Raw genomic sequence first — 19,751 nt, 5'->3', positions numbered from 1 at the left:
TCAGTCTGCCGCCTGCAAATCGCTGGGCACGAAGTCGCCGTGCTGCTTGAGGAGATCATCTGTTAGCGCCCAGATCTGGTCGAGGTCGAGTTCGGCGGCGGTGTGCGGGTCGAGCATCGCCGCGTGGTAGATGTGCTCGCGCTTGCCCGTCACCAACGCCTCCACCGTCAGCGCCTGCACATTGATGTTGGTCTGCATCAGCGCGGCGAGTTGCGGCGGCAATGTCCCGATACGGGTCGGCTGCACCCCCTGGCGGTCGACCAGGCACGGCACCTCCACGCAGCACTCGTCCGGCAGGTTGCTGATGAGTTTGCCCACGCCGCCGCCCTGCAAGGCGCTGGGGCTGTTCATCACGTTGCCGTAAACCACCCTGGGCTGCCCCGTCACCATGCTGTGAACGATCAGCGAGCCGTACTCCACGCTGCGCCTGACTTCCAGCGGCGCGTCTGGGTCCTGCAAGGTCGTTTGAAGGTCCTGCCAGCCGCCGATCTGCGCTTCGCAGCGCCGGGGGTATTCGTCGAGCGGCACGTTGAAGCGCTCGATCAGGTCTTCGCGGCCCGCCTTGATGAAGTAGGGCACGTACTCGCTGAAGTGCTCGCTGCTCTCGGTCACGAAGTAGCCCAGCCGCCGCAGCATCTCGTAACGCACCCGGTTGCTCTCCGGTACCTGGCCCGAATTCGCCAGCTCCATCAATCTCGGATACAGGCTCTGGCCCTGGTGCTCGAACTTGAGGTAAAAGGCCATATGGTTGATTCCGGCGGCCAGATAGTCGATCTCCTCGGCAGGAAGGCCCAGATCGCGGGCGAGTTCCTCAGCGGTGTGCTGAACGCTGTGGCACAGGCCCACCGTCTTGATCCTCGTCTGACGCGCCAGCCCCCAGATGTTCATGGCCATCGGGTTGACGTAGTTGAGGTGCAAGGTATCGGGGCACAGCCGCTCCATGTCGCGGCTCATGTCGAGCAGCACCGGCACGGTCCTGAGCGCCCGCATAATGCCGCCGATGCCCAGTGTGTCGGCGATGGTCTGGCGCAGGCCGTACTGCTTTGGAACCTCGAAATCGGTGACGGTGGCGGGTTTGTAGCCGCCCACCTGGATCATGTTGATGACGAAATCGGCTCCATCCAGGGCGCGCTCACGGTCGGTGGTGGCGGTGACGCGGGGAGACGCGCCGACCGTTCTGGCGACCCGTCCGGCGACCTGCCCAGTCACGTCGAGACGCTCCTGGTTGATGTCGAAGAGGCGGATATCGGCCTGGGCGAGTTCGGGAAAGCTGAGGATATCGCCGAGGAGATTCTTGGCAAACACCGTGCTGCCTGCGCCGACGAAAGCGATTTTGGGATTGGTCATGGGAAACCTCGTGGGATGGGGGCGGGCAGAGGGGGACAGAGAGGGGAGAGGGAAGGAGCGCTCAGGCCGACTCGCGCACGATCAGCCGGGTGGGCAGCCGCCGCTGGGAGGGGGCCGCCAGCTCATTGGTCGCCTGCCCACCGACCTGCCCGGCCAGCAGGCCGACCGCCACCTGGGCCATCTCGGCGTAGGGTACCTGCACGGTGGTGAGGGTGGGCGCGGTGTAGCGGGCGAATTCGAAATCGTCGAACCCGCTGATGGCGACCTGCTGCGGCACGTCCAGACCAAGCTGCCGGGCGGCCCGCAGCGCCCCGGCGGCCATCCGGTCGTTGCCTGCCAGCACCGCGTCGGGCTTTGGGCCGCCTTGCCACAGCGCCAGGAAAGCCGCCTCGCCGGACGCAGCGGTCCAGTCACCCTCGACGATCTGAGCATCGAGGCCGCGCTGCCGGGTCGCCGAGACGAAACCCTGGCGGCGCTCCAGGGCAGTGCTGCCCGGATCGTCGCCAGGCAAGATCAGCGCCAGGCGGGTCCGGCCCTGGGCTGCGTGGTGGGCCACCAGCTGCGCCATGCCTGCGGCGTAATCGGCGTTGACATTGGCCACTCCGCTGCCGGGCAGCTGCTGGTCGAACAGCACGGCGGGCAGCTGCCAGCTGGTCAGCTCGGCGACCTGCTCGGCGCTGAGCGAGGAGCCGATCAGGAGCGCACCCCCGAAGCGCTGTTGCAAGAAAGCCGAGCGCAGCGCCCGGTGGTCTTCCGGTGACGAACGGCGGACGAAGGCCGTGGTCATACTGTAGCCGTGGGCCTGGGCCGAGGCGATGAAGGCCGACTGAATCAGATTGCGGTAGGGATCGGCGATGTCGACAGGTGCGGCGTCGTAAAACACGCAGCACAGCGTTGTGGTCTGCGGCTGGCGCAGCGCCCTGGCCGCCTGGTTGGGGTGGTAGTCGAGTTCGCGAATGGCGTCCAGCACCCGCGCACGGGTCGCGGGGCGCAGCGAGGGATGATCGTTAAGCACGTTGGAGACGGTCTGGTGCGACACGCCCGCCCGCGCCGCCACGTCCTTGAGGGTGGTGCGGTTCATCCGGGCCGGGCCGGTGGAGGGCGGGTGGGAAGTGGGCTGGTCATGGCGTTGACAGGATGGTGTGAATTCATTTGAACGTTCAAATCAATCAAACGACACTCCACTGCAAATGTCAACAGCCGCTGGGGTGGTTCCCGGTGCTGCGGCGGTTCCTTTGATCCCCCTCTAACCTTGGGGCGTCAGGCTGGAGTCATGGCCACCCTGCTCACTCGCACCCGCGCCGCCCGCCCGGCCCAACTGCTGCGGCTGTTTCTCGGCATTCTGCTGCCGCTGCTGATCGTGGGCCTGATCGCCGAGGACGTGCTCGAAAAAGCGCGTTTTGCCTTCGAGACGCCGTTGCTGCTGCGCCTGCACAGTGTTGCCAGTCCGGCGCTCGACCAGCTGGCGATCACCCTCACGACCATCGGTGGGGTCGGTGTCATCGCGCCGCTCAGCGCCCTTATTCTGGCGTTTCTCTGGTGGAAGTTCCGCCCCCAGGCGCTGTTCTGGGCGGTGTCAGTGGCGGGCGCGGCGGCGCTTGACTTCATCCTGAAGCTGATCTTCAATCGCCCGCGCCCCGAGCTGTGGCCCCGGCTGGTGCCGGAGTCCGACGCCGGCTTTCCCAGCGGCCACAGCATGTACAGCATGGCCTTCGTGGTGGCCCTGATGCTGCTCGCCTGGCGCATCCCCTTCCGCCCGCTGGTGCTGGTGCTGGGCGTGCTCTTTACCCTGGCGGTGGGCTGGTCGCGGCTGTATCTGGGCGTGCATTACCCCACCGACGTGCTGGCGGGTTGGCTCTCCGGTCTGGCCTGGGTGCTGGGCGTCTACAGCACGACGGTACGGCGCCAGCGCGACTAGCCTCCCACCAGCGCCACACGGAGAACGCCTACAGCTGACCCGGCTGGGAGGTTTGAGCTAAAATCGGGAATGAAGTTCACCGACAACTTCTTTTCTGGCGATACCCTGACCCTGCTCTCTCGTCCTCTCTGTGTGGTTGTGGAGGCCCAGCATGCCTGACTTGTCGATCAACTTCGCGGGCATCCGCGCTCCGAATCCCTTCTGGCTGGCTTCCGCGCCGCCGACCAACTCTGGCTACCAGGTCAGTAAGGCGTTCGAATACGGCTGGGGCGGTGCCGTCTGGAAAACCATCGGTGCGCCGGTCCTCAACATCTCCAACCGCTACGGTGGCCTGAGCATCGGCGGTCAGCGCTTGCTGGCCATCAACAACGTCGAGCTGATCTCGGACCGTCCGCTGGAAGTCAATTTGCGCGAGATCGCTGAGGTCAAGCGGCTGTGGCCGGACCGGGCCGTGATCGTCTCCGCAATGGTGGACGCCTCGCCCGAAGCCTGGCGCGACATCGTGATGAAGATCGAGGACACTGGGGCGGACGGCATTGAGCTGAACTACGGCTGTCCCCAGGGCATGTCCGAGCGCGGCATGGGCGCAGCGGTGGGTCAGGTGCCAGAGATGTGCGAACTCAACACCCAGTGGGTCACGTCCATTACCCGGCTGCCAGTCATCGTCAAGCTGACGCCCAACATCACCCACATTACCGACCCGGCGCACGCGGCCATCAAGGGCGGAGCGCACGCGCTGTCACTCATCAACACCATCAACTCGGTGATGAGCGTGGACCTCGACACCCTGATGGTCACGCCCAACATCGGTGGGCGCGGCACCCACGGCGGCTACGCCGGGCCAGCCGTCAAGCCGATCGCGCTCAATCTGCTGACCGAGCTGATGACCGACGCGGGCGTGCTGCGTTCGGGGGTGCCGATCTGCGGCATGGGCGGCATCGTCACCTGGAAGGACGCCGCCGAATTCATGCTGCTGGGCGCGAGTGCCGTGCAGGTCTGCACCGCGGCCATGCATTACGGCTACCGCATCGTGGAAGACATGATCGACGGCCTGAGCAACTGGATGGAAGACAAGGGCTTCGAGACGATCTACGATTTCTCCGGCAAATCCTTGCAGCAGTTCAGCACCTTTGGTCAGCTCGACCTGAGTTATCAGGCGGTGGCGCGCATCAATCCAGACAAGTGCATTCAGTGCAACCTGTGTTATGTGGCCTGCAACGACACGGCCCACCAGTGTATCGATCTGTATTCGCCGGACGGATTGAGAGTCGATCCCGGCTACGATCCACGCGTTAACGGCAAACAGGTGGCCGACAGCCGGTCTACGCCCGTCGTGCGCGAACCCGATTGCGTGGGCTGCGCGCTGTGCGCCAACGTCTGCCCGGTGGACGGCTGCATCGAGATGGTCAGCGTGCCGAGTGGCCGCGAGTCGGTAACCTGGGATCAGCTCAGCGCCGAGCGGCCCTTGGTGACGCAGCAGTGGAGCGCGATGGAAGCGTACCGGGAAGAAGCGGGAATCGAGATTCACTGACTGGGTGAGCAAACCCCTGCTGACCCTGGACGCTGCTGACCTTCAACGCTCCCCGGCCTGAACCATTTTGCCCTGCCGCTGTCTATTCTGGAGGCCCATTCGTGACCCTACTCATTCAAAACGGCGAGATCGTTTCCGACGGCCAGCGTTATCGGGCCGATGTGCTGGTGGAAGGCGAGAAGATAGCGCAGATCGGCGAGCATCTCAGCGCCCCGGCAGGCGCACGTGTCATCGATGCCAGTGGCAAATACATCTTTCCTGGGTTCATCGATCCGCACGTGCATATCCACCTGCCGTTCATGGGCACCTTTGCCAAAGACACCCATACCACCGGCTCGGTTGCGGCTCTTATGGGTGGCACCACCACCTACATCGAGATGCTGGCCCCGGCAGGCAGCGAGAAGCTCTCGGCAGGCTGGAAGACCTGGACCGACATGGCCGAGGACAGGAGCGCCTGCGACTACAGCTTTCATATCGGCGTGACGCGCTGGGACGCCGAAACTGAGGCGACTCTGCGCGAGCTGGTGGCCCAGGGCATGAAGTCCTTCAAGGTGTTCCTGGCCTACAAAGGAGCCTTCGGCATCGATGACGACGCGCTCTATCAGGTGTGCCAGCTGGCCGCCGAACTCGGCGTGATCGTCACGGCGCACTGCGAGAACGCCGATCTGGTATCTCAGCTTCAGCAGAAGTTACTGGCGGAGGGCAAGACCGGTTCCGAGTGGCATGAACCGAGCCGCCCGGAAGGCGTGGAGGCCGAGGGCACCGCCCACTTCGCCACCTTCATCGAGATGACCGGAGCGCGGGGTTACGTCGTCCATCTGTCCAACGCCCGCGCCCTGGACGCCGCGCTGGAGGCCCGAGAACGCGGTGTCGATCTGGGCATCGAGGTGGTCATTCCCCATCTGCTGCTCGATAAGACGTATGCCGAGCGCGAGGGGGTGGAGGGAGCCAAGTACGTGATGTCACCGCCGCTGCGCGACCGAAGTAACCACCGCGCCCTCTGGGAAGCCTTGGAACGCGGCCAGATCGACACCGTCGCCACCGACCACTGCCCCTTCGACGTGGCCCAGAAGCACCTCGGTGACGACGATTTCACCAAGATTCCCAACGGCATTCCCGCCATCGAGGACCGGGTGAATCTGCTTTACACCTACGGAGTCAGCCGCAGCCGCCTGAGCCTGGAGCGCTTTGTGGACGCGGTCAGTACGCGGGCCGCGCAACTCTTCGGCCTCTACCCGCGCAAGGGCACGGTGTCGGTGGGCAGCGACGCCGATCTGGTCATTTACGATCCAGCCTACCGGGGCACCATCAGCGCCGAGACTGCGCACGGCAACAACGATTACAGCGGCTTCGAGGGCTTCGAGATCGATGGCCGCCCCGAGATCGTCACGGTGCGCGGTGAGGTGGCCGTCGAGAGCGGGGAATTTGTCGGAACGGTGGGGCGCGGGCAGCTCCTGAGGCGCTAGGCCGTGACCCAGGTTGTCCTGCCTCCTTCCAGCCCCACCCTGATGACGCCCCCCATCGTGTCGGTGCGCGACCTCGGTATGGTCTTTCCGGTGCCGGGCGGCCAGACGGTGGCCCTGCAAGACGCCAACCTCCAGATCATGCCCGGCGAGTTCATCTCGCTGATCGGGCCTTCCGGCTGCGGCAAGACCACTTTGCTGCGGCTGATGGCCGATTTGATCACGCCCACCAGCGGCGAGCTGACGGTCAACGGCGGCACGCCCAGATCAGCCCGCGAGAACCGCGCCTACGGCTACGTGTTTCAGGCCCCGGCCCTGATGGAGTGGCGCAACGTGCTGAGCAATGTCCGGCTGCCGCTGGAAGTCATGAACGCGCCGCGCGATGGCCGCGACAGCCGCGCCCGCGAGATGCTGAAACTCGTCGGGCTGGAAAAGTTTGAGCGCTCGTATCCCTGGCAGCTCTCGGGCGGCATGCAGCAGCGCGTCTCCATTGCCCGGGCTCTGGCCTTCGACCCGGCGATTTTGCTGATGGATGAACCGTTCGGAGCACTCGACGAAATTACCCGTGAGAACCTGAACCTGGAACTCTTGCGGCTGTGGCGTGAGACCGGCAAGACAGTGGTGTTCGTGACCCACTCGATCAGCGAGGCGGTATTTCTGAGCACCCGCGTGGTGGTCATGACCGCCCGGCCCGGCAAGATTGAGGGGATCGTCAACATCGATCTGCCGCAGCCGCGCAGCGACGATAGCCGCGAGGACCCCCGATTTTTCGAGTACGCCACCCAGATTCGCGAACTGCTGCGCAAGGGGCACAGTTGATGACGGTGGGCCATCAGCGTTGGGTGGGCACAGACTTGAGCGTGGAGCCGGGCGAATGACCACCGCGCCCACGCCCCGGCCCGCCCGCCGCGCTTCCAACGTCCTGCCGATGCTCGCCGTGGCCCTCGTCGCCGTGCTGATCTACTGGCCACTGATGCTGTGGGCCAACGCCGGGCAGGCGGCCCGGTCACTGGCGAGCGGGGCCGATCTCGGCTGCGGCACGGCCCTCCAGTGCGCCACCCAGCTTCGCAACCCGGTCATTCCCGCGCCGGGACAGTTCGCTAGCGGCTTTCAGAGCCTGAGCGTACCGCCGCTGGCCGCGACGAGTGCGCCCTACAACGCGCTGGTGACCGGCGGCGAAACCCTGCTGGGGCTGGCGCTGGCCTCGTTGCTGGGGCTGATTCTGGCGACCCTGCTGGTGCGCAGCCGCAGCTTTGAGCGCGCCACCCTGCCCTGGCTGGTCGCCTCGCAAACCGTGCCGATCGTCGCCCTCGCGCCGATGCTGGCGGTGCTGCTGGGCCAATTTGGGGTGCAGGGCTTCTTTCCCAAGGCTGTCATCGCCGCCTACATCGCCTTCTTTCCCGTCGCCATCGGCATGGTGCAGGGCTTGCGCAGCCCCGATCCTTTGCAACTTGATCTGATGCGCACCTACCGCGCCTCGCCTGCCCAGACCTTCGGGTTGCTCCAGATTCCGGCCAGCTTGCCTTACCTGTTCACCTCGCTCAAGGTGGCGGCGACGGCGGCCCTGGTGGGCAGCATCGTGGCCGAGATCAGCACCATCTCGTTCAGCGGCCTGGGCAAGATGCTGGCCGAGAACTCGCGGGCCTCCGACACGGTGGCGCTGTGGGTCATCATGATTTACGGCGCGGCACTGGGCATCGTGCTGGTGGCGCTGATCGGCCTCCTAGAGAGGCTGGTGACGAGATGGCGACCCAGCGCGTAACTGTGCCGCTGGCCGCGCCGCGCCCGCTGTCCGGCTGGCCGCTGCTGCTGCTCTCCGGACTCGGCCTGCTGGGTCTCAGTTTTGCGCTGGCCCGGCTGGCCGCGCCGCCGACCTCGCCTGCCCTCTGGCTGCTGGGCGTGCTGCTGCTGCTGTTGCTGGGCATCTTCGGCATCCGGCAGAGCGCCCAGGGCGAAACATTGGCCGCCCGCACGGTGCCTGCCGCCGCTACCCTGATTCTCTTCGTGCTGGCCGTCGAGGCGCTGCTGCGCACTTACGGCGTGCCCACCGGCCTGATTCCCACGCCCAGCAAGGTCATGCAGTCCCTCTGGGCCGCCCGCAGCGTGCTGCTGCAAGACGCCTATTACACCTTCATCCTGGAGGCGCTGCTGGGCTTTGTCATCGGCGCGGCGCTGGGCCTGCTGCTGGCGCTTTTCGCAGTCCGCTTCCGCTTTCTGGAGCGTGGCCTGCTGCCCTACGCTGCGCTCCTCTCCAGCGTACCGATCGTGGCGCTGGCTCCGGTGGTCATCAAGGCGGTGGGCCTGGGTTGGCCATCCAAGACCATCATCGTTGCGATCACGGTGCTGTTTCCGGTGGTCATCAACACGGTGCGCGGCCTTCAGAGCGCCCAGCGGATGCACCTCGATTTGATGCACTCCTACGCCGCCTCGCCCACCCAGGTGTTCCGTGAGGTGAGGTGGCCCTCAGCGCTGCCGTTCGTGTTCACCGCCCTGCGGGTCAGCTCCACCCTGGCCCTGATCAACGCCATCGTGGCCGAGTTTTTCGGCACCGAGGGGCACGGTCTGGGCTTCCGGATTCAGATCGAGGTCGGCAGGTTCGGCCTCGACATTGTCTGGGCCGCTATTGTGGTGGCGTCGGTGATCGGCATCTCGTTTTACCTGCTGATCGCGGCAGCCCAGCGGCGGCTTTTGCCGGGAAGATGATGAGCGCCCTCGCCACCAAGCCCAGTTTCAACAAGTCCACTGCCTTCCCACTTCCACCCCGGAGGTTTGTCATGAAGAAACTCGCGCTGCTGTCCGCCCTGCTCACCCTCGCCCTGCCCACTGCCGCCCAGGCCCAGACCGCCGCCAAGCCCGTCACTGTGCGCCTTCAGCTCAAGTGGTTTCCGCAGGCGCAGTTTGCGGGCTACTTCGTGGCGCAGGCCAAGGGCTACTTCAAGGCCGAGGGGCTGGACGTACAACTGCTGCCGATCGGCGACCAGTCTCCCATTCAGACCGTGGCCACCGGGGCCGCCGATTTCGGCACCACCTGGATTACCGATCTGCTGACGGCCCGCCAGCAGGGCATCCCGGTCGTGCATATCGCCCAGATGTTCCAGAAGTCGGGCTTTACCCTGGTGGCGCTCAAGTCCAGCAATCTCACCAAGCCCGCCGACTTCAAGGGCAAGCGCGTGGGGTTGTGGCCCAGCGGCAACGAGTACCCCGCCGTCGCCCTGATGAAGAAGTACGGCCTGACCACTTCCCTCGACAGCACCGTCGCCAACCCCAGCGTGCAGGCCGTCACCTACCCCTTCGACCCCAGCATCGTCTTTCCTGACAAGGTCGATCTGGTGTCGGCCATGACCTACAACGAGGTCGACCAGATCGTGGGCCTGGGCTACAGCGCGGACAAGCTCAAGATCTTCAGGGCCAGCGACTACGGCATCAACCTGCTCGAAGACCTGATGTTCACCTCGCAGAAGGTGCTCGACGACAAGAACTTCAAGGGCAGCGGCCTGAGCGGTAAGGAAGTCGCCGCCCGGCTGGTCCGCGCCTCGATCAAGGGCTGGGACTACGCCGTCAAGCACAAGGCTGAGGCCGTCAACATCGTGCTGCCGCTGTGCGGAAACACCTGTAAGGGCTCGGGCACCCGCTCGGATGCCAAGGCGCACCAGACCTGGCAGATGAACGAGATCGCCAAGCTCTACAACGCCGGGCCGACCTTGCAGGGCCGCGCTGGATACCTCGATCCCGCCGCCTACAAGGCCAACGTGGCGCTGCTGAGAGATCTGGGCATCCTTAAGGCCGATCCCTCGGCGGACGCCGTGAATTACAGTGTCTGGCAGGAAGCCAGCGGCAAGAAGTAAGCCCACCTGAATGAACGAGCGCACGGACTGAGTGGCCTGCGCTCGTTTTTTGATTTGAGGGAGAAAGCATGAGAAGAGCCGTTCAAATCATCAGCCTCGCTCTCCTGGGGCTTCCTGCCCTGGCCCAGAGCGTGGACATGAGCACCTTGAGTATTGCCGGTATGGGCAAAATCGTGGCCGGCGACCAAACCAAACAGACGCTGGCCTGCAAGAATGACAGCGTTTCGGTGGCGGGGAATGGGAACACCATCACTTTGACTGGAAACTGCACCCAGGTGATTGTCGCGGGCAATAAAAACAAAATCAGCGTGGCGGTGGTGGGCGAGATCGTGCTGAGCGGCAACTACAACACTGTGATCTGGCTTAAGGCGCTCAAGGGTGTCAAACCGAGATTGGTGCTGACCGGCAAAGCCAATACCGTCGGTAAAAAATAAGGCGGCCTGCTCCAGCCGACTCACTCGGGCGGTTTACACTGAGGCCATGAAAAAGATTCTTGCCCTGATGCTCTGGTTCCCCGCCCTGTTGGGAGCCCAGGCCAGCGCCCAGAGCATCAGTATCGGCCCCGGCGGCATCAGCGTTTCGGGCGTGCCGTCGCCGGTGCGGGGCCAGCCGCCGGTCAGTGTGCAACTCGATTCGGGGGGCCTGCGCATCACGGCCCCGTCGCCGCGCACCGCCGCGCCGACCAGAGGCGTCACGCTCGTCAGCCGCTCGGTCGATTGCCGGGGCCGCTCGGTGACCATCAGCGGCGACAACCAGCGCCTGACCCTGACCGGCAGCTGCGCCTCGGTCATTCTCAAAGGCAACCGCAACACCCTTCAGGTCAGCCGGGTCGGGAGCATCAGCATTCAGGGCAGCGGCAACCGTGTGCTGTGGACCTCGGCTATCAGCGGCGCGAAACCCCTGCTGCGGCTCTCGGGCAGCGGCAATGTGGTGGGCAGCACCCGCAGCGTCGTCGCCCAGCCCGCCATTCGGCCCAAACCTGCCCTACCGTTCAAGCCTGTTGTTCAGCCCAAGCCCATCGCTCCACCCAGAACGGCCACCCGGCTCTGATCGCCGCCCTTCTTTTCTGACAAGGACCCCCACCATGCCCGACACCGGTTCTGCCCTCAATCCCCAGCGCACCATTGACGAACTCAAGGCCCTGCGCCAGCTCACCGGCGACGAGAACGGCGCGCAGCGGGTAGCCTTCACCGACGAGTGGCTCTCGGCCCGCGCCTTTCTCAAGGAAAAACTGCTGGAACTTCCGGTCGAGGTCATCACCGACCCAGCGGGCAATCTATGGGCCACCCTCAAGGGCGACTCGGGAAAGGAGCTGCTCATCGGCGGCCACCTCGACAGTGTGCCCAACGGCGGCTGGCTCGACGGCAGCCTGAATGTGCTGGCGGGCCTGGAAGTGCTGCGCCGCCTGAATACCCAGTATGCGGGCAAGCCCCCCGTGACTGTGCGGCTCGTCGACTGGGCCGACGAGGAGGGCGCGCGCTTTGGCCGCAGTCTCTTCGGGTCGAGCGCCGTCAGCGGGCACCTGGATGTGCAGGCGCTGGCCCGGCTCCAGGACAAGAATGGGGTGAGCCTGGGCGACGCGCTGATGAATGTGGGCGTGGTGCTGGCCGACGCACCGCAGGCCAGTGAGCAACTCAAAAACGCCGCTGCCTACCTGGAACTCCACATCGAGCAGGGGCCGGTGCTCGAAGGCATGCAGCTACCGCTCGGTGCGGTGCTGGGCACTTTCGGCGTCGAGCGTCACACCCTGACCTTTCGCGGGCAGGGGGCGCACGCTGGCAGTACCCCGATGAATGTTCGCAAAGACGCCTTTCTGGCGGCGGGCCGCTTCGGGCAGGAGATCTACGCCATTGCCGAGCGGCACGGCGGCGTCTGCACCGTCGGCAGCGTCAAGACCTGGCCGGGCATCGTGACCAGCGTGGTCGAGACCTGTGAGATCACTTTAGACCAGCGCAACCTCGACGCGGACAAGTTGGCCGCCATGTGGCAGGACGCCCAGGACGCCGCCCAGAAATTTGCTGAGGAAGGTGGCTGCACCGTCGAGTTCGGCTACCTGTGGAACATCGAGCCGATTCCTTTCCACCGTGAGCTGATCGAGGCCACCGACGCGGCCATTCTGGAAGTCACGCCCCAAAGTCACCGCCTCCCCAGCGGCCCGCTGCACGACGCGGCGGAAGTGGCGCGCGCCGGGGTGCCCACGGTGATGCTGTTCGTGCAGAGTCTGCGAGGCATCAGCCACAACAAGATCGAGGACACCGAGGAGGAACATCTGCGGCTGAGCGTGGAGGCGCTCGACAGACTGACCGACAAGGCGATGGCGTGGATCGGGAACCAGACCTGAGCGCCGCCGATCAGCAGCTGATCGAGCGGGCCAGAACGCTGATCGCCTCGCTGCCGGACAATGAGAACCACACCGTCGCGGCGGTGGTTCGTGACAGCACCGGGCGGCTGTTCGAGGGCGTCAACCTGTATCACTTCACCGGTGGCCCCTGCGCCGAGCCGGTGGCGCTGGCGGTGGCGGCAGCAGGCCGGGCCGCGCCGCTGGACCTTATCGTCGCGGTGGGCAACCGTGGGCGCGGGGTGCTGGCTCCTTGCGGCCGCTGTAGGCAGATTCTGTTCGACGACTATCCCGGCATCGATGTGCTGGTGCCGGATGGCCAGCAGGTTCGGCGTGTGGGCATCCGTGAACTGCTGCCTTACGCCTATAACTGGCACGCCGAGAACAGCGGGTAAGTTCACGTGCTCCCCAGCCTCGCCGACCTCCTGACCCTTCCAGCCTTCGCGGGCGCGGAAGTACTGAGCGGTCAGGCCAGCCTGGGGCAGCCCGTCACCTGGGTGCATGTCTCGGAGATCGTGGACGCCGCCCGCTTCCTGACTGGCGGCGAGTTGCTGCTCAGCACCGGAGCCGTGCTCACCGATCTGAGCAGTACGGACGCCGAGACGTACCTGCACTCGTTGGTGCGCGGCGGAGCGCATGGGCTGGTGCTCGAACTGGTGCGGCAGTTGCGGGTGCTGCCTCCGGCGCTGCTCGTCGCCGCCCAGGCCCACGCTTTTCCACTGATCGTCTACCGTCAGGAAGTCAGTTTTGCGCAACTCACGCGGGCCGCCCACGCCCGCATCCTTCAGCCGCCCGCCGCCGTGGGCGTGCCCTCGCTGACACCGCTGCTCGACGCCCTGAGCGAGACGGGCCGCAGCCTGCCGTTCATGCAGACGCAACTGGGGCCGCTGCTCACCTTGCCGCCGCGCCCGCGCACCACCCTGATGCAGACGCTCGGAGCCTTGCTGGAGAGCAATTTCAACGTGGCCCAGGCCGCCCGGCAGCTCGGCGTGCGCCGCCAGAGCGTGTATTACCGCCTGGAGCAACTCCGCGCCATGCTCGGCGATCTGGAAGACCCCAGACGGCAGATCGGCCTGCACCTGGCGCTGGCGATTCAGACCAGTGCGGTGCAGGCCGATGCGCCGGAAGCCCAGAAGGGCTAAGCCAGTTCGCGGTAGCCGCTAAGCGTCAGAAAGTCCACCAGCGGGCGCTGGGTGGCGACCTCGTGAAACAGGGCGGCGGCCTGGGCATGGTCCTCGCGGCCCAGGGCGTCGAGTTCCTCGTTCAGCAACCGCTCGACGAGTGCCTCGGTGACCGCCTGGCCGCCTTCCAGCACCGCACCGTGCCGCAGCCACTGCCAGATCTGTGCCCGCGAGATCTCAGCGGTGGCGGCGTCTTCCATCAGGTTGTGAATCGGCACCGCGCCCGCACCGCGCAGCCAGGCGCGCAGGTACTGCAAGGCCACGTTGATGTTCAGCCGCAGGCCGTCCTCACTGACTTGCCCGGCAGGGACTTGCAGCAGATCGGCGGCGCTCACCTGGAAGTCCATCTGTTTGCCAGAGTCGATCTGGTTGGGCGTCGGCATGAACTCGTCGAACACTTCGGTAGCCAGCGCCACCATGCCAGGATGCGCCACCCAGGTGCCGTCGTGACCGTTTCTGGCCTCGCGCTCCTTGTCGCGCCGCACCTGATCGAAGGCGCGGGCGTTGGCCTCAGGGTCGTTCTTGACCGGAATAAAAGCACTCATACCGCCGATGGCGTGCGCGCCGCGCTTGTGGCAGGTCTGCACCGCCAGGCGGCTGTAACTGCTCATCATGTGGGCTTCCATGGTGACCTGGGCGCGGTTGGGCAGGATCATGGCCGGATCCTCGCGGAACTTCTTGATGACGCTGAAGATGTAGTCCCAGCGTCCGCAGTTCAGTCCTGCCGAGTGCTCGCGCAGCTCGTAGAGAATCTCGTCCATCTCGAAGGTCGCCAGAATCGTCTCGATCAGGACGGTGGCGCGCACCGAGCCGCGCGGCACGTTCAGGGTGTCCTCGGCAAAGTTGAAGACGTCGTTCCACAGCCGGGCTTCGAGGTGCGATTCCAGCTTAGGGAGATAGAAGTAAGGTCCGCTGCCGCGCGCGAGCAGCTCTTTGGCATTGTGGAAGAAGTACAGCCCGAAGTCGAAGAGGCTGCCGCTCATGACCTCGCCGTCCACCGAGACGTGCTTTTCCGGCAGGTGCCAGCCGCGTGGGCGGGCCAGCAGGGTCGCTGTCTGGTCATTGAGCCGGTACGACTTCTCACCCTGCTCCAGCGTGATGGTGCGCCTCACCGCATCGGCAAGGTTTTGCTGCCCGGCCACCATGTTCTCCCAGCTGGGGCTGGAGGCGTCCTCGAAATCGGCCATGAAGACCTTCGCGCCGGAGTTGAGCGCATTGATGACCATTTTGCGGTCCACCGGCCCGGTGATCTCCACCCGGCGGTCATTCAGATCGGCCTTGGGCGGCGCGACTTTCCAGTCACCTCGGCGAATGCTCTCGGTCTCGGGGAGGAAGTCCGGCTTTTCGCCCGCGTCGAGCCGGGTCTGCCGCGCCTCGCGGGCGGCCAGCAGTTCCAGGCGGCGCGGATTGAAGCGGCGGTGCAACTCAGCCACGAAGCTCAGCGCCTCAGGGGTCAGCACCCCGGCCTGCTCGGGCGTGATGGGGAACTGGAGTTCGAGGCCAGTGGGCAGGGCGGCAGACGGTTCGGTGGGCTGGGTCATGTGTGGATTCCTCCAGAGGCAGGGCATAAAGCGACGCGGCAGTCGATTTTTACTGAGTGAAATTGTTTTTTCAATTTTCAGTATACAGAACTTTTTTCGGGAAGGCGAGGCGGGAAACGTCACTCGCCTGGAGACATCCTGTTGGCCCGCTTGCCACAGCGAACCGCATCTGCGCCGGGCGGTCCGCATGCAACCGGGATGGATTCTCTGCTACCATATCCAAAACTATCTAGACGGCTAAGTAAATCATATCCACGCGGCGACTCGCCCGCTCAGCTCGCACGGGTTTCGCGTTTCTTCCGGAGGACAAGTATGACCGCACCCTCTCTTTCCGAACATTCACACACTGCTGCGAATGTGCCGTTGCGTCTCACGGCCCAGGCCCAGGCACTGGCGGCCCTGCTTCACCGCGAACTGTCGGGGCGCTGGGCGGCCCTGCCGTATGAAACCGCTGCCAGAAGCCCCGAACCGCTGCCCGACTACCAAGCTGTGCCGGTGCCCGATGATTTGCAGCGCCGCCGGGCCGAGCTGATTGTCGAAGCCTCAGACATCAGCGCCCTGAACGCTGCCTTGAATTCGGGGGCAGAGGCCCTGGTACTCGACTTCGACGACACCTTCGCGCCCACACGGGCCAATGTGCAGGCGGCCTACGACGTCCTGCCTGATGTCGTTGTCAGGGCAGCCGCCAGCCAGAAAGCGCTGCTGGCCCGCCCCCGCGCCCTCTACGCCGTGGAGGAGCACCTCGATTTCGGTGGCCCGGCCATCGCCGCGCTCTGCGACCTCGCCGCGCTGCTCTCGGCCCGGCCCGCTCAGCCGTTTCACCTCTATGTGCCCAAGCTGGAAACCGTGGCTGAGGCGAAATTCTGGGACGATGCCCTGCGCCTGGCTGAGGGCCATCTGAACCTGCCGCTCAACACGGTGCGGGTCTGTATCCAGATCGAGACGTTCCTGGCCGCTCAGCACGCCGACGCCCTGCTGCACGCGCTGCACGGCCGAGCTTATGGTCTGAACGCGGGGCGCTGGGATTACGTCTTCAGCTTGATCAAGGCACTGGGCAAAGTGGGGCCTGCCGCGCCGCCGCGCCGTGCGCTGGGTATGGACGTGCCCGCCATGCAGGCTTATGCCGAGGCGCTGGTGCGGGTCTGCCAGCGGCGCGGCGCGCAGGCCATCGGCGGCAGCGCGGCCCTGGCTCCCGATGCCGCTGATCCGCGACGGGCCCTGGCCTTGGTGGAGGCCGACAAGCGCCGCGAGGCCGCCCAGGGCTTCACGGCAGCCTGGGCCGGGTTGCCGGAACTGCTGGCGGCGGTGAATGCGGGTTTTGACGATCCCGCTCCCGCGCCCCTGTCGTCCGAAGCTGCGGCGCAGACGCTGACGCGTCTCCTCGATCTGCCCAGTGCCGGGCCGCTCTCGCCCGGTATCCTCAGCGACACCATCGGGCTGGCGCTGGACGTATTCGAAGCCTGGTACGCGGGTCAGGGAGTGGTGGTGAGGCAAGGCCGCATCGAGGACACCGCCACCGCAGAGCTGGCCCGCGCCCAGCTCTGGCAGTGGGTGACGGTGGGCGCGGCGCTGGAGAGCGGCGAACCGCTGACGCCGCAGCGCTATGCTCAGGAAAGACGTGCCCTACGCCCGGACGACGCTCCCGAGGCAAAGCTGCTCGACGCCCTGGTGCTGACTGAGGCGTGCCCCGCCTACTTTCCGCGCATGGCCCAGTTGCTCGCCGAGAACGACCCGACGCAGAAGAGGAGCCCACATGGACTTTGAGCTGGTGGTGAGGGGCGGCACGCTGGTGACGCCGGAGGGCCTGCGCCGTGCTGATCTGGGTGTGGTGGCCGGGCAGATCGTGCAGATCGCCGAGGAACTGCCGGACGGCAGCACGCAGACGCTCGACGCCTCGGGCCTGCATGTCTTTCCCGGCGTGCTCGACGACCATGTGCATTTCAACGAGCCGGGGCGCACCCACTGGGAGGGCTTCGAGACCGGCACGCGGGCGCTGGCGGCGGGCGGCGCGACCAGTTTCTTCGATATGCCGCTCAACTCCTCGCCGCCGGTGCTCGATCTGGCGACCTTCGAGGCCAAGCGCCGGGCCGCCGAGCAGCACTCGCGGCTGGATTTCGGCCTGTGGGGCGGCCTGACCCCGCTCAACCTCGACCGGCTCGACGAACTGGCCGGGGCGGGCGTGATCGGCTTCAAGGCGTTCATGTCGCACAGCGGCCTCGACGAGTTTCCGGCGGTGGACGACGCCTCGCTCTACGAAGGCCTCAAAACCGCCCAGCGCCTCGGACTGCCGCTGGCGACCCACGCCGAGAGCGACGGACTGACCCGCCATTTCACCGCCCAGGCGCGCGTCGCGGGCGGCCAGAGTGCCCGCGACTACCTCCGTACCCGCCCGGTGGTGACCGAGCTGGAAGCGGTGCAGCGCGCCCTGCTGCTGGCCCAGGAGACCGGCGCGGCCCTGCACCTCGTTCATCTGTCGAGCGGTGCGGCGGTGGCGTTGGCGTTCGAGGCGAGGCAACGCGGCGTGGACGTGAGCATCGAGACCTGCCCGCATTACCTGCACTTCACTGGCGACGACGTGGAGCGGGTCGGGGCGGCGCTCAAGTGTGCGCCGCCGCTGCGCAGTCAGGGCGTGCAGGACGAGCTGTGGGCCGAACTGCTGGCCGGGCACCTCGACATCGTCGGCTCGGACCACTCACCCGCGCCGCCCGACCGCAAGACCAGCGAGAATTTCTTTGCCCTGTGGGGCGGTATCAGCGGCGCGCAGAGCACCCTGAATGTGCTGCTCACCGACGGGCATTTCGGGCGCGGCTTGCCGCTGGAGGCGGTGGCGGCCCTCAGTGCCCTCAACCCGGCCCGGCGCTTCCAGCTGCCGCAGAAGGGGGCCTTGCAGGTTGGGATGGACGCCGATTTCGCGCTGGTCGATCTGGGCCGCGAGTTCGTGCTGGAGTACAATGACCTGCAGGACCGCTGGAAGCAGAATCCCTACGTGGGCGGCAACTACAGAGGTCAGGTGCGGGCCACCTACTCGCGGGGCCGCGCCGTGTACCAGAATGGCCAGTTCGACGAGAGCGTGCGGGGGCGACTGCTGCGGCCCGCTCAGGCCGACCAGTCAGCGCCCTGAGCGCTCAGCTCCCGATCATCCGCGCACTGTGCTGGCTGTGACGCTCGACGAGTGCGGGCAGGTCCAAGCCGACCAGCTCGCCGCCGTCCACGACGACCTTGCCATTCACCATGTTCAGCGCCACACGCGGCGGAGCGCACAGGGTCAGGGCTGACAGCGGGTCGTGTCTGGCCCCCGAATAGCCCAGATCGCTCAGATCGACGGCGATCAGGTCGGCGGCGAAGCCCGGCGCGAGCTGACCGAGCTCGCTCCGGCCCAGGACGCTGGCCCCGCCGCGTGTCGCCAGCCACAGGGCGTCGTGGGCCGTTAGTGCGTCCGTGGGCTGGCCGCGCACCCGCGAGACCAACAGGGCCTGCCGCGCCTCGGCCAGCAGATGCGAGCCGTCGTTGCTGGCGCTGCCGTCCACGCCGAGGGCCACCCGCACGCCCGCTTCCAGCAGTTGTCGGGTCGGCGCGATGCCGCTGGCGAGGCGCATGTTGCTGCTGGGACAGTGCGCCACCCCGCAGCCGCATTCGCCCAGCCGGGCCGCGTCGGTGGCGCTGAAGTGCACACCGTGCGCGAACCACACGTCCGGTCCGGTCCAGCCCAGCGAGTCGGCGTAGTCGAGTGGGCGCAATCCGAAACGGGCCAGGCAAAAGGCGTCCTCGTCCTGGGTCTCGGCCAGGTGGGTGTGCAGCATCACGCCCTTCTGGCGGGCCAGCACTGCCGACTCGCGCATCAAATCACCGGTGACCGAGAACGGCGAGCAGGGGGCCAGCGCAATGCGGGTCATGGCAAAGCGCCGGGCGTCGTGGAAGGTGTCAATCAAGCGGGCCGAGTCCTGCAAGACGGTGTCTTCCCGCTCCACCGCCCGGTCCGGCGGCAGTCCGCCCTGCGACTCGCCCAGGCTCATGCTGCCGCGCGTGGCGTGAAAGCGCAGGCCCAGGTCATGGGCCGCCTGGACGGTGTCGTCGAGCTGCACGCCGTTGGGATAGAGGTACAGATGATCCGACGACGTGGTGCAGCCGCTCAGGGCCAGTTCCGAGAGGCCGAGCTGGGCGCTGTCGTAGGCGGCTTCCGGTGTCAGCTTCAGCCAGATCGGGTAAAGGGTCTTCAGCCACTCGAACAGCCCTGCGTCCGGAGCCAGGCAGCGGGTCAGCGTCTGGTAGAGGTGGTGGTGGGTGTTGATGAGGCCCGGCAGCACCACGTGGCCGCTGAGGTCGCGCACGGCTGCGCCGCCGAGCTGCTCGGGTGTCAGGTCCCTGTCCGGCCCCACCCAGACGATCTGCTGGTCCTCCATGATCAGGGCGGCGTCGGGCAGCGGCGCAGCGGGGGAGAGGCGCTCGCCGGTCATGGGAATCAGGGTGTGGATACGGCGCAACACGTTGCGGGTTGGGTGCATGGTGTCTCCTCGAAACCGGGTGAACTCAAAACTGGCCCGGACCAGTGAGGTCAGAGGCCAGAAGTTGTGTGGGTGAAGTGTTCGG

18 protein-coding genes are annotated in these 19,751 nt (G+C 66.1%); 14 read left to right on the top strand and 4 right to left on the bottom strand.

The features are described from left to right. Together GUI70_RS02970 and GUI70_RS02965 are read right to left on the bottom strand one after the other, a co-directional pair. On the bottom strand, positions 1-1,347 hold the full coding sequence (locus GUI70_RS02970) for an alpha-glucosidase/alpha-galactosidase (RefSeq protein ID WP_161880800.1): 1,347 nt from the start codon (positions 1,345-1,347) through the stop codon (positions 1-3). 61 nt (positions 1,348-1,408) lie between these two features. Beyond that, positions 1,409-2,428, bottom strand: a complete 1,020-nt coding sequence (locus GUI70_RS02965; protein WP_161880799.1) for a LacI family DNA-binding transcriptional regulator — start codon at positions 2,426-2,428, stop codon at positions 1,409-1,411. Between the two features lie 192 nt (positions 2,429-2,620). Between GUI70_RS02965 and GUI70_RS02960 the strand changes: the two genes are divergently transcribed. The 12 genes from GUI70_RS02960 to GUI70_RS02905 all read left to right on the top strand — a co-directional run bounded on the left by GUI70_RS02960 (position 2,621) and on the right by GUI70_RS02905 (position 13,584). Beyond that, complete coding sequence (locus GUI70_RS02960; RefSeq protein WP_161880798.1) at positions 2,621-3,265, top strand: phosphatase PAP2 family protein; 645 nt, start codon at positions 2,621-2,623, stop codon at positions 3,263-3,265. Between the two features lie 151 nt (positions 3,266-3,416). Continuing rightward, positions 3,417-4,796 carry an NAD-dependent dihydropyrimidine dehydrogenase subunit PreA gene (gene preA, locus GUI70_RS02955; protein ID WP_161880797.1) on the top strand — a complete coding sequence of 460 codons (1,380 nt, stop codon included), beginning with the start codon at positions 3,417-3,419 and terminating at the stop codon, positions 4,794-4,796. A gap of 101 nt (positions 4,797-4,897) precedes the next feature. Continuing rightward, complete coding sequence (gene hydA / locus GUI70_RS02950; RefSeq protein WP_161880796.1) at positions 4,898-6,262, top strand: dihydropyrimidinase; 1,365 nt, start codon at positions 4,898-4,900, stop codon at positions 6,260-6,262. A 3-nt stretch (positions 6,263-6,265) separates the two neighbouring features. Then, the gene (locus GUI70_RS02945) at positions 6,266-7,078 is read left to right on the top strand and encodes an ABC transporter ATP-binding protein (RefSeq protein WP_237724658.1); all 813 of its coding nucleotides are present in this window, start codon (positions 6,266-6,268) and stop codon (positions 7,076-7,078) included. 55 nt (positions 7,079-7,133) lie between these two features. Next, positions 7,134-8,021 carry an ABC transporter permease gene (locus tag GUI70_RS02940; RefSeq protein WP_161880795.1) on the top strand — a complete coding sequence of 296 codons (888 nt, stop codon included), beginning with the start codon at positions 7,134-7,136 and terminating at the stop codon, positions 8,019-8,021. Then, positions 8,003-8,962 (top strand): ABC transporter permease, encoded by a 960-nt coding sequence (locus GUI70_RS02935; RefSeq protein ID WP_161880794.1) that lies wholly within the window; start codon positions 8,003-8,005, stop codon positions 8,960-8,962. The genes GUI70_RS02940 and GUI70_RS02935 overlap by 19 nt, the downstream gene beginning before the upstream one ends. A 71-nt stretch (positions 8,963-9,033) precedes the next feature. Beyond that, a complete protein-coding gene (locus tag GUI70_RS02930; protein ID WP_161880793.1) occupies positions 9,034-10,104 on the top strand; it encodes an ABC transporter substrate-binding protein in 1,071 nt (356 codons plus the stop codon). Between the two features lie 68 nt (positions 10,105-10,172). Then, a complete protein-coding gene (locus GUI70_RS02925) occupies positions 10,173-10,538 on the top strand; it encodes a DUF3060 domain-containing protein (RefSeq protein ID WP_161880792.1) in 366 nt (121 codons plus the stop codon). A gap of 46 nt (positions 10,539-10,584) precedes the next feature. Next, the gene (locus GUI70_RS02920) at positions 10,585-11,154 is read left to right on the top strand and encodes a DUF3060 domain-containing protein (RefSeq protein WP_161880791.1); all 570 of its coding nucleotides are present in this window, start codon (positions 10,585-10,587) and stop codon (positions 11,152-11,154) included. A 34-nt stretch (positions 11,155-11,188) separates the two neighbouring features. Then, complete coding sequence (locus GUI70_RS02915; protein WP_161880790.1) at positions 11,189-12,445, top strand: hydantoinase/carbamoylase family amidase; 1,257 nt, start codon at positions 11,189-11,191, stop codon at positions 12,443-12,445. After that, the gene (locus tag GUI70_RS02910; RefSeq protein ID WP_202630378.1) at positions 12,424-12,837 is read left to right on the top strand and encodes a cytidine/deoxycytidylate deaminase family protein; all 414 of its coding nucleotides are present in this window, start codon (positions 12,424-12,426) and stop codon (positions 12,835-12,837) included. The genes GUI70_RS02915 and GUI70_RS02910 overlap by 22 nt, the downstream gene beginning before the upstream one ends. Positions 12,838-12,843: 6 nt before the next feature. Next, positions 12,844-13,584 carry a PucR family transcriptional regulator gene (locus GUI70_RS02905; RefSeq protein ID WP_161880789.1) on the top strand — a complete coding sequence of 247 codons (741 nt, stop codon included), beginning with the start codon at positions 12,844-12,846 and terminating at the stop codon, positions 13,582-13,584. Here GUI70_RS02905 and aceB read toward each other — a convergent pair. Beyond that, on the bottom strand, positions 13,581-15,164 hold the full coding sequence (gene aceB / locus GUI70_RS02900) for a malate synthase A (protein WP_161880788.1): 1,584 nt from the start codon (positions 15,162-15,164) through the stop codon (positions 13,581-13,583). The genes GUI70_RS02905 and aceB overlap by 4 nt on opposite strands. A gap of 312 nt (positions 15,165-15,476) precedes the next feature. On the opposite strand from aceB, the gene GUI70_RS02895 reads away from it, so the two are divergent. Together GUI70_RS02895 and GUI70_RS02890 are read left to right on the top strand one after the other, a co-directional pair. Further along, on the top strand, positions 15,477-16,928 hold the full coding sequence (locus GUI70_RS02895; protein ID WP_161880787.1) for an aldolase/citrate lyase/malate synthase family protein: 1,452 nt from the start codon (positions 15,477-15,479) through the stop codon (positions 16,926-16,928). Further along, the gene (locus tag GUI70_RS02890) at positions 16,918-18,285 is read left to right on the top strand and encodes an allantoinase (RefSeq protein WP_161880786.1); all 1,368 of its coding nucleotides are present in this window, start codon (positions 16,918-16,920) and stop codon (positions 18,283-18,285) included. The genes GUI70_RS02895 and GUI70_RS02890 overlap by 11 nt, the downstream gene beginning before the upstream one ends. Before the next feature lie 4 nt (positions 18,286-18,289). Here the strand turns inward: GUI70_RS02890 and GUI70_RS02885 are convergent, their stop codons facing one another. Continuing rightward, positions 18,290-19,666, bottom strand: coding sequence for an 8-oxoguanine deaminase (locus GUI70_RS02885; RefSeq protein WP_202630377.1), 1,377 nt, complete (start codon positions 19,664-19,666; stop codon positions 18,290-18,292). Positions 19,667-19,751: the final 85 nt, after the last annotated feature.

The organism is Deinococcus alpinitundrae, from assembly GCF_009982895.1.
GTDB lineage: Bacteria > Deinococcota > Deinococci > Deinococcales > Deinococcaceae > Deinococcus > Deinococcus alpinitundrae.
Note: the sequence above shows the minus strand (reverse complement) of the source record. Positions and strands in the feature narration are given on the sequence as shown.